The 9,651-nt window shown below is 30.9% G+C and carries 10 protein-coding genes; all 10 read right to left on the bottom strand.

Going from position 1 to position 9,651, the window contains the following annotated elements:
• Window positions 1-111 precede the first annotated feature (111 nt).
• Window positions 112-399 (bottom strand): ribose-5-phosphate isomerase, encoded by a 288-nt coding sequence (locus JJE11_RS08490; RefSeq protein WP_291634535.1) that lies wholly within the window; start codon window positions 397-399, stop codon window positions 112-114.
• A gap of 169 nt (window positions 400-568) precedes the next feature.
• Entirely contained in the window at window positions 569-988 is a 420-nt protein-coding gene (locus JJE11_RS08485; RefSeq protein ID WP_291634533.1) for a DUF1934 domain-containing protein, read from the bottom strand.
• A 14-nt stretch (window positions 989-1,002) separates the two neighbouring features.
• Window positions 1,003-1,986, bottom strand: a complete 984-nt coding sequence (locus JJE11_RS08480; protein ID WP_291634531.1) for a tRNA 4-thiouridine(8) synthase ThiI — start codon at window positions 1,984-1,986, stop codon at window positions 1,003-1,005.
• Between the two features lie 61 nt (window positions 1,987-2,047).
• Window positions 2,048-3,079, bottom strand: a complete 1,032-nt coding sequence (locus JJE11_RS08475; RefSeq protein WP_291634530.1) for a D-alanine--D-alanine ligase family protein — start codon at window positions 3,077-3,079, stop codon at window positions 2,048-2,050.
• Between the two features lie 298 nt (window positions 3,080-3,377).
• On the bottom strand, window positions 3,378-4,748 hold the full coding sequence (gene ypeB, locus JJE11_RS08470) for a germination protein YpeB (RefSeq protein ID WP_291634528.1): 1,371 nt from the start codon (window positions 4,746-4,748) through the stop codon (window positions 3,378-3,380).
• A gap of 35 nt (window positions 4,749-4,783) precedes the next feature.
• Window positions 4,784-5,413, bottom strand: coding sequence for a stage II sporulation protein R (gene spoIIR / locus JJE11_RS08465; protein ID WP_291634526.1), 630 nt, complete (start codon window positions 5,411-5,413; stop codon window positions 4,784-4,786).
• A gap of 62 nt (window positions 5,414-5,475) precedes the next feature.
• The gene (locus tag JJE11_RS08460) at window positions 5,476-6,651 is read right to left on the bottom strand and encodes a Ger(x)C family spore germination protein (protein ID WP_291634524.1); all 1,176 of its coding nucleotides are present in this window, start codon (window positions 6,649-6,651) and stop codon (window positions 5,476-5,478) included.
• Complete coding sequence (locus JJE11_RS08455) at window positions 6,641-7,756, bottom strand: endospore germination permease (RefSeq protein ID WP_291634522.1); 1,116 nt, start codon at window positions 7,754-7,756, stop codon at window positions 6,641-6,643. The genes JJE11_RS08460 and JJE11_RS08455 overlap by 11 nt, the downstream gene beginning before the upstream one ends.
• 37 nt (window positions 7,757-7,793) lie before the next feature.
• Window positions 7,794-9,254, bottom strand: coding sequence for a spore germination protein (locus JJE11_RS08450; protein ID WP_291634520.1), 1,461 nt, complete (start codon window positions 9,252-9,254; stop codon window positions 7,794-7,796).
• Window positions 9,255-9,290: 36 nt separating this feature from the next.
• Window positions 9,291-9,482 (bottom strand): CLC_0170 family protein, encoded by a 192-nt coding sequence (locus JJE11_RS08445; protein ID WP_291634518.1) that lies wholly within the window; start codon window positions 9,480-9,482, stop codon window positions 9,291-9,293.
• Window positions 9,483-9,651: the final 169 nt, after the last annotated feature.

Genomic DNA, 9,651 nt, shown 5'->3' with positions numbered 1-9,651 from the left:
TTTTTATTTTTTTTGAGAGTCTTTTTGTAAAACTTTTTTTTGAATATAAATTTTGATTTACTTTAGGGGCATGAAAATAAATAACAAATCAAAGATGCGACGGGTATTTTTTCAGATGCCTAATTTGCTTTCTATTTCAAAATACATATCTCTAAATTCTTTATTAATAAAAAATCGTTCTTCCGCTTTTTTCGAACCATACTTAATAGATCTTTTACTAAAAATCAGAAAGTCCTTATAAATGCTCTCTACATCATCGCATTTATACTTTTTTAGTAATAGTAATAAAATATACTTATACTCCTTATTTTTTAATACTTTTAATAAATCACACCTTTTTATACCTCTAACATAGCAAATAGCTTCTATTATCTTCTCATAATCAATGTTTTTTAACATAAAACCACTCCTAGATTTTCTACACATTATTTCTTCAATTAAATTATTGACCTTATTTATAAAAACTATCCATAGAATAAATTTTATTATTAAATTATCTTTATAAAAAAGTATATTAGGGGCATGAAAATAAAGGCTATGTTCTAATATAGAACATAGCCTTTATTAATTATGCTTTAATGTTGATTTTCAAAATCGTACTTAAAATTTGTTGATTTCCTATTATCATATCATAATCTATAAAAACATCTCCACCATTATTATCCACGTTCATCTTAAGTTCCCTAGTGTCCACCGTAAGATCCAACGCTCCATGAGGTGTATTGTACAAAGTTAAATCCCGTTCATATTTTTTAAATTTCATTTCTGTATTAGTAGTTCCAGTTCTTATAAGCGTAAAATTTTCTTCATCAATTTTTAATGTAGTAGTAGTTCCTTTCATTCCTGAAATCTCCGTCTCTTCATATACTGCATAATAACAATTTTCTTCTTTATAAAATTTACCAGGTGTCACAACTTCAATTGAATCACCATCTTCTTCACTGTCAGATTGTTTACTAACAACTGAAATTATTGCATTTCTCTTCATAAATTTACCCCTCACTAATTTAAAATATAGTTGTTTATTTCGTCCTGTGTTGCTGGCGTCATATCGATTGATTTATTTAAAGGATTATCATATCTTCCATAACTAATAGATACACTTTCCTCATCCTTACCTCTACAATACCGTCCTGAAACTTTTGCTGCAAATTCGATATCTTCATTTGTCGCATTACCAATTATAACAATAGTAGATCCATTATAGTCAGTAGCTAAGAAAATTAGATCTTCTCCCTCTAAAAATTGGTTTAGTAGTTCTCCCTCTTCCTGCGTTCTTGTAGATATAATCTTAGCATCTTTAGATACTCTAAAATGTCTTCCTATTTTTAATAATTCTAAATCTTTTTTAGACGGATCTTTTTTATGCATAAGCAATTCCTTAAGTTTTATAGAATAGTTAGGTTCTGTAAGTTTACATCCTCCAGCAGGTGAGGGGTATTCTAAAATACCCCATTTTTCTGCTAGTTCCATTTGAACCTTTCTGTTCCTTCCTTTTATATCCATTAGGGCTTCTCTATCTATTAAACCTTCTATCTCCATTTCAGTTTTATTAAGATTTTTAGCGCATAATGGCCTTAAGATTTTATGTCCTATACCGGATTCATTTTTTACTATATCTAAAGCTGATCTATTTTGAGACATAGGCCTCTGGTTTAAAACTTCTCCTGTTATGATAAAGTCTGCATGATATTTTTCGAGTAACACCCCACAATGCCTCATCATCATAGCATGACAATCGATACAAGGATTCATATTCTTACCATATCCATGTTTTGGATTTTTCAGCATTTCAAAATGCTCATCAGAAAAATCTACAACTTCTAATGGTATATCTATTTGTTTAACAATTTTCAATGCATTTTCCTCATTGAAAAAAAGCGATTTAAAGCATATCCCAATAACTTCTATTCCTTGATCTTTTACAAGTTTTGCTGCGAGTATGCTATCAAGGCCTCCAGAAATCATTGCTAAAGCTGTTGTCATAAGATTTCTCCCCTCTCTATTGCATTTTACTAAATACTAATAAAATAATTCTATACAACTCTTATTGATTGTTTCTTTCTATAGATAATTCAATAAGGTCATCAATAAGTGCCCCAAAAGTTTTACCTGTAGCTTGCCACATTTTAGGATACATACTTATTTTAGTAAAACCAGGTATAGTATTAACCTCATTTAAAAAGACATCTTCTGTTTCTTTATCTACTAGAAAATCCACTCTTGCCATACCGGCACAATCTAATATTCTATAAATTTTTATTGCCTCTTCTCTAATTGTCTGTAGCTTATCCTCTGGCAATGATGCAGGTATTAAAAGCTTAGATGATTCACTTTTATATTTAGCTTCATAATCATAAAATTCTTTCGCTGGAATTACTTCCCCTGGGATAGATGCCTCGGGATAATCATTTCCGAGTACAGCCACCTCAATTTCTCTTGCATTTATAGCCTTTTCCACTAAAATTTTTCTGTCGTGCTTTAATGCTTCTTCGATCCCTAATATTAATTTCTCTTTGTTATGTGCTTTTGTTATCCCTACAGAAGATCCTCCATTAGATGGTTTAATAAATACTGCATAGCCAAGTTTTTTTTCTATTTTCTCTAAAAATAATTCTTTATTTTCTACATATTCATGCGAATTAATTACCACATAATCCGCTTGCCTTATATTGAATTTTTCTAGTAAGTATTTTGTATATATTTTATCCATGCAAATAGCTGAAGACATTACCCCAGCGCCAACGCAAGGAATATTGAATAATTTACACATCCCTTGAATAGTACCATCTTCTCCAAAGAGTCCATGTAATACTGGAAATACAACATCTACCTCTTTATTAAATAAAATCTTTTGCCCCTCTGGGATTTTATAAGATTCATCCTTTTCCCATTCTCCACTCTCTATGTTATCTAAGTTTCCAGTATATTTAAACCATAACCCATCCTTAGTTATTCCTATAGGGTATATATCATATTTTGCTTCATCAATGTTTCTTAATACCGATGTTGCTGATACTCTTGAAACCTCATGTTCTGTGGATTGCCCACCAAATAATACCGCTATTCTCTTTTTCATTGACTCGCTCTCCTTATAACCATAATAACCATTTTATGTATAATAAAAACATATGTTTACTAAATAAATATATTATGTAATACTATTTTCTTTAGTATTACATAATATTATTTTTTTTGCATCATTTCCTATTATATCATATCATTTTTAGCTATTAATTTGTATTTTAATTTTAAAATTAAATATTTTTAAACTCAATTTTTATAATAACATTGCTTTAAATTATAATGGAAACATAAAAATAACTCAATACAATAAAGGATATATGTGCACCTTATGCAATATATCCTTTATTGTTCTAAATAGTAAGCTTTCCGTTAGGAGTATCTATTATTTCGATTATTCTTTGTTCATATCCGGTACTCGCATTAATATATACTATAAAATTTTTCTCCTTATATGAACCTAAAAACTCATAGCATAAAACTTCTTTATTAGTCTCTGTAGGAATAATAGATAAACTAATTTTACTTATTTTTAACCTCTTGCTAACCTTTTCCTGTGCTTTTGCTCGAGTTATTTTTGGGATTGTGTCTTTTCTTTTTTCAACATGAGACACTAAAAATTTTTCAGATTCAATCCCTATAATACTGCCATTATCAAGTGCGATCTTAAGCTTTACTTGATCTGGGTACACCACTACTTCATTCTGGTTATATACATAGCTTACTACTATTGTATTTGCATAATCTAGCGTATATGTAGGCTCCATATTTTTATAGCCTAGTTTACTAATAAACTTACTTCCACCTTCTACTGCCTTTTTAATATCTATAGTTGGTTTACCTATAGACCTGTTATCTAATAAATATACCACTCTGCCTCCATTTTTGCTTATTTCTATTACTGTTTTTGGTTCACTTTCAGCTCTGCCATTAAATGTTATGTAAAAGGTGTAGGAAGGTATTGTAGTTTTACCTTCTGTCGGCTTATTTTCAATGCTTTTTACTTTATCTTTTCCAAATATATCTTTTATTATTTGCATTGCTTCCTTTTCACTTTTTTCCGGTAGAGACATTACCTTAGGCTTTATTTCTAATATATTATCAGAGAAAGGACCATCATAGATTAATGCTGGATATTGCACTATTTGCTTTTGTATACCTGCAAATTTCTCAGTCACAGGATCATCCCCTGATTTTGCAAATACGCCACTACTTTTTTTCCTAATCTCTCCCCAGTTAACACTTCCTTCATTTATGTCAGAAAGCACTCCATTTAATTGTTCTTGAAGCGTATATGATTGATTCTCTAATCCGTCAATTAATTCAACATCCTTATCATTTAGTTCTTTCCCCTCTGAGGCCGCTTTGGATAAAGTGTAGCAAAAGTCTCCTACTTGACTTAAAAATACACTAGTATCAGAAACAACCGATTGGTCCAGTGGCAATGAATGCAATTTATCATTTGCAGTGGCTGAGTATCTAAATATTTCTTCAAACACTACTATACTGGATTCACGAGATCCCACAATAGCAGATTTACCTAGATTTATTCTTATATTTTGTACAGAGCTAATAAGCTCATACATATTCTTACTATATTGACCTTGAAGATAATTTCTATAATCTAACCTCTCCAAAAACATCAGTATCGCAAATGTAGTTGAAAATACAACAATTATAGTTACAATGCTCGTATACAAAATCCTTTTCTTTATCATTTTCATTTGTTTTCCTCCTAGTAGTTTTCTAAAGACTTCATTTAAGCAAATAATTTACTGAAAATTTCTATCAGTTTAAATTTCACAACTATTTTTTTATTACTTACAGTATTATCTACCAAATTGTACTCATCATCTGACAATACTGTCCTCATTTCTTTTTCAGTCTTTTCATAAGATACATTTCCTTTTGTAATGTCTACGAAACATAGTGGAGGAAACATTACACACCACCAATTTTGTCCTGTTCCCGTTCCAATAATTATTCTATAAGCCTCATATTTTCCTTGAGGAAGAGTTATATTTCCGTAGGTTTTAACTGGAAAATTCTCCTCTGATAGGGCTGTAACTACCGAATACTTAAATCCATTTTTGTTTATAATTGCTTCCGCGATTTTTTTAATGCTTTTATCTTCATTTTTTATAATCTCTCTTGACTCTTCTATACTCTTGCAATCCACAAGTTTTGGAGATATATATTTTAAAACAGAATCTCTTACTTTTAGTTTTAATGTTTGATCTATTTTTTCATCACTATTAGCTATTACATGAAATCTTATAAGTTTAGCTGCAATATCATTTTGATTAACCTTTCCGGATACAATACTCCCATTTAAAGCTATAGAAATTATAATAATTATGGCAACACTTGTTAATATAATTTTTTTCATAATTATCCCCCTTCGAAAACAATGATTTATATTAAAATTATTACCATATTATGTAATTATATTCACTGAACTGCTCCAATTCTTCTCATTTTAGTATTAACATTTACATTCACTGATGCATTTTTGTATTTCTCATTCCAATCTTTTTCAATTTTATTCCATAAATAAGGTTTAAACCTTTCAATATATTCTCTGGTTCCAAAAGGATCTATTTCAAATTCTCCTTTAGCAATTTCCATAATTTTTTCACACTCTCCACTAATGGAGATATTAAACGCATTTTGCAGCTTTGCTAGCTCATCTTTGTCAAGTACCTTTTTATCAATATAATATTCAGCTAGCTGACCCTCAATACTCAAGTCTATATTAATTGCTAACTTGTCTCCTTCTTCCTTCACGCTCATTTTTCTTTCATATCCGTCTATTATAAAATCAACTGGGTGTCCATCCATATAGATAACTTTTTTGCCAACTTTGAAATTACCATTTAGCAATTGAATATCCATTAATTCCAGTGGCGTAAAATATCCTTTTAATTCATAATCTTTAATTATAGCCGCACCAGTTAAAGTCAATTCATTCTTTTCCTTGTCTAAACTTATTCTAGGTAATAGCGCATTCCCATTTTCACTTAAAAGAATAAGAAATTCATTTAAAGTTATGCTTAAAATTCTAGAATTCCTCTTGCTGTTATCCATAAGTCCAGAAATATAATATTGGGCGCTATTTTCTGTGATAGGTTTAAATCTTACATAGTCTTCTGCAACACCGTCTGAGACAACTACCTGTGTCATCCTACTTATGCTAGGATTTCGTTGCAGATAATCTACTATTTCCTTAACTGTATCTTTATGTTCTAATAAGTTGCTACTTAATATAAGTAACTTAGTATGCCCCATAAATATATCTCTACTGCTTTTAGCCATAGCTTCTGAATAAGCATCCTCCATAGAATAAGCTTCCGTGTTAATATATTTTTCCTGTGCACTTCCACTTTTCCCTGGCCCTAGCATGCTCATATCTGGAAATCCATAAGTTACATTAATTTTTTTAATCTGTCTCTCAGCAAAGGGTTCTTCTGGATCAATGCTTTTTAATTCCTTTTCTTTAGAAATATCTTCTCCTGGGTCAATTGCTATAGCAGATATGAAATTAAGTCTATCTATTTCTACTTTATCCCAACATCCGCTAAGTAACATGCAACTTAGGATAACCGGTAAAACCCTCTTAAATTTCATCCGTACTTTTCCACATCCTTTTAACTTTAATTTTCCCTATAATCAAAATAAGCACTGGTAACAAAACAAAAACGAATATAGCCGTTAATATAACTGGAGTGCTTTTAAATTGTAGCGAATAAACTTCTGCTATATTCTCTGGATATAATGCTATGACATAAATAATAGGCATAATTAAAAGTGAAGATAGTTTAATATCTTTCAATTTAAATATATTTTTTACAATCTCACTAGAAAAGAAGTACGTATTAACAAAGGTAGTAAAATAAAAAAGAACCCATAAAGCCATTACTATTCCTTCCCATCGTTCTATAAATGTGCCTGGTAAATTTAACGACCTTATCATAGAAATAGTTGGCCATAATAAAACCCTACTCTGTTCTTTAGAGAACACAGCTAAAACAAGCATCATTACAATTACATAAAAAAAAGATACAAAGATAATACTCTTTTTTAATATACGAGGCGAATTCTTCTTATTTTTCACATATGGAAGAATAAGGTATGCTATTTCAATTCCTCCAAAACAGAATAAAATATATCTGGAAGATTTAAAGTAATCAGACGGAGGATTATTAAATACTGGCAATAAATTTGTAAAGTCAGCATTTACTGCTGTAAGTATTAGAACTGCAAAAATTGGAATGAACATAATCCAAAATGAAATCTCATTAAACTTAACTAAATCGCCTATTTCACCTCTAACTAAATAGGTTCCTGTTAAAATAGTAACCATTAAAATAAATTCTGTAGGAGTCTGCCTTAATAAATATAGTTTAATTACTTCAGCAAATTCCCTCATTCCAAGAGACACAATAAATATACTATAAAATGCAAAGATAATAGCAAATGCTCCCCCTAAGAACTTACCAAAATTATTTTGCAATATATTCGTAAAATCTTCAAAATCATTCTTCTTGACGACCATATATATAAGATACAGTAATAAAAATATTACACTTCCTCCTATTATAGTAACTATCCATGCATCACTACCTACTTTACCTATGACTTCTTTTGGGCAAGAAAATATCCCTATGCCTACTATAGCTACCACTATAGTAGTAAATAGGCCAAAATCTCCAATTATTTTTTTATCTTTCATAATATACCTTTCACCTCCACATAAAAGATGATATAAATTATTTTTGTCTTATCTTATCTCCGGTTTTCATATATTTAGGCCTCTCTTTTAGCTCATCTATTGGCGCTCTAATATACATATCTTTTAGATCCTTAAAATTAGTATTAACCACCGGAGCTAAATAAGGGATTCCAAAACTTTTCATTCTAACTAGATGAATGAGAAGTATGATAAGTCCAATCATTATCCCATAAAGACCTGCAATTGCTGCAGCAATAATAATTAGAAATCTGGCAAGTCTAAAGGCCGTAGTAACTTCATAATTAGGAGTCACAAATGTAGTAATAGCTGTAATAGCTACAATTATTATCATAATTGGACTAACTATTCCTGCACTCACTGCGGCCTGCCCTATAACAAGACCTCCTACGATACCAATAGTAGCCCCAATTGGTCTTGGCAATCTAACCACAGCTTCCATAAGTAAAGCTAAAAATAATTCCATAATTATGGCCTCTATAAACGCCGGAAATGGCAAACCTTCCCTAGAAGCTGCTATAGCATAAGCCAATTTAGTAGGTATTATGGCTGCATGATACGAGGTAATTGCTACATAAAGTGCTGGTGCGGTAAGGGAAATAAATATAGAAAGCACCCTAATAAATCTAATCATAGAACTATGCATCCATCTTTGATAATAATCGTCAGGGGATTGAAATAAATTAGGTAAGGTAGTTGGGACAATAATTGCGAAAGGTGAATTATCTACTAGTAACGCTACTCTTCCTTCATATAAAGCTGCAGCTACTACATCTGGCCTCTCCGTACTTTGTATTTGAGGAAAAGGAGAATATTTATTATCCTCAATTAGCTGCTCAACGTATGCACTATCAAAGATTGCATCAATGTTTATCTTGTCTATTCTATGCTCAAGTTCCTGAAGTACTTCCTTATTGACTATATCGTCAATATACATAATAACCACATCGGTTTTAGATCTGGTTCCTAACACTTCACGTTTAATTCTAAGTCTTGTATCTCTAATTCGCCTTCTTACTAAGGCAGTATTGAATCTTATAGTTTCTGTGAACCCTTCTCTTGCTCCTCTAATTACTGTTTCACCAGACGGGTCACCCACCCCTCTAGCTGGCCAAAACCGCGTTGCAATAACATAGGCGCAGTTTAATTCATCTATAAACATTAATGTGTCACCAGACAGGGCAGCATTAACTCCTTCACTTAGTTTTTCTACTTCGTGCATATCAGTCACTGCAAGTATGCTATCTTTTATTTGCTCTACATTTTCTATTCCCCTTGAACACAGCATTAATGGCTCTAATACATAATGGTCGAGTAATAGTTTATCTGCCATTCCATCAATGTAAACTAGTGATGCCTTCCATTCTCCCACATTGAAGGTCCTAAAAATAACATCTGAGTTATCTTGTAATAATTCTTTTAAGTACGCTATATTCTTTTCTGATTCGAGTTCGATTTTATCATTAATCTTCTCTTTCATAAGCTTCACATCCTTATATGTGTGTAAATGTATTAATTAAAATATCCACCTAAGTACAAATAGAATGCTAGCTAAAATAATTGCAAACCATCCTAAAGTGCGCGCTTTTACACTAGTAGTGTGCATACCTGAATTTTTAAAATTACCTGCGTCCACAGTAAGTACAATCACACCTTGAATCACCATCATCATCAAAAAATAAATATCAAACAACTCTAAAATTTTCATTCTTTTACTCCCTGTTTAGTATAATTAATAAAATAATATAAATTAAAAAAATTTATACCTAAGCAACTTCATTTTACTTTGGTCTATCTAGTTTTTACGACACTAGCAGAAAATATTCACTTATATAAATATAAAAACGTGCAAAAAGCCACAATGGCTCTTTACACGT

Origin of the sequence: Clostridium sp., assembly GCF_016650095.1 — a bacterium.
GTDB lineage: Bacteria > Bacillota > Clostridia > Clostridiales > Clostridiaceae > Clostridium_AD.
The sequence above is the reverse complement of the archived record's forward strand: the minus strand, read 5'-3'. Positions and strand labels throughout refer to the sequence as shown.

Bases quoted from the DNA above. Each gene is read 5' to 3' on its own strand.
- JJE11_RS08475 (WP_291634530.1), bottom strand. From the start codon at position 3,079: ATGAAAAAGAGAATAGCGGTATTATTTGGTGGGCAATCCACAGAACAT.
- JJE11_RS08455 (WP_291634522.1), bottom strand. From the start codon at position 7,756: ATGAAAGATAAAAAAATAATTGGAGATTTTGGCCTATTTACTACTATA.
- JJE11_RS08480 (WP_291634531.1), bottom strand. From the start codon at position 1,986: ATGACAACAGCTTTAGCAATGATTTCTGGAGGCCTTGATAGCATACTC.
- spoIIR (WP_291634526.1), bottom strand. From the start codon at position 5,413: ATGAAAAAAATTATATTAACAAGTGTTGCCATAATTATTATAATTTCT.
- JJE11_RS08485 (WP_291634533.1), bottom strand. From the start codon at position 988: ATGAAGAGAAATGCAATAATTTCAGTTGTTAGTAAACAATCTGACAGT.
- JJE11_RS08445 (WP_291634518.1), bottom strand. From the start codon at position 9,482: ATGAAAATTTTAGAGTTGTTTGATATTTATTTTTTGATGATGATGGTG.
- JJE11_RS08460 (WP_291634524.1), bottom strand. From the start codon at position 6,651: ATGAAATTTAAGAGGGTTTTACCGGTTATCCTAAGTTGCATGTTACTT.
- JJE11_RS08490 (WP_291634535.1), bottom strand. From the start codon at position 399: ATGTTAAAAAACATTGATTATGAGAAGATAATAGAAGCTATTTGCTAT.
- JJE11_RS08450 (WP_291634520.1), bottom strand. From the start codon at position 9,254: ATGAAAGAGAAGATTAATGATAAAATCGAACTCGAATCAGAAAAGAAT.
- ypeB (WP_291634528.1), bottom strand. From the start codon at position 4,748: ATGAAAATGATAAAGAAAAGGATTTTGTATACGAGCATTGTAACTATA.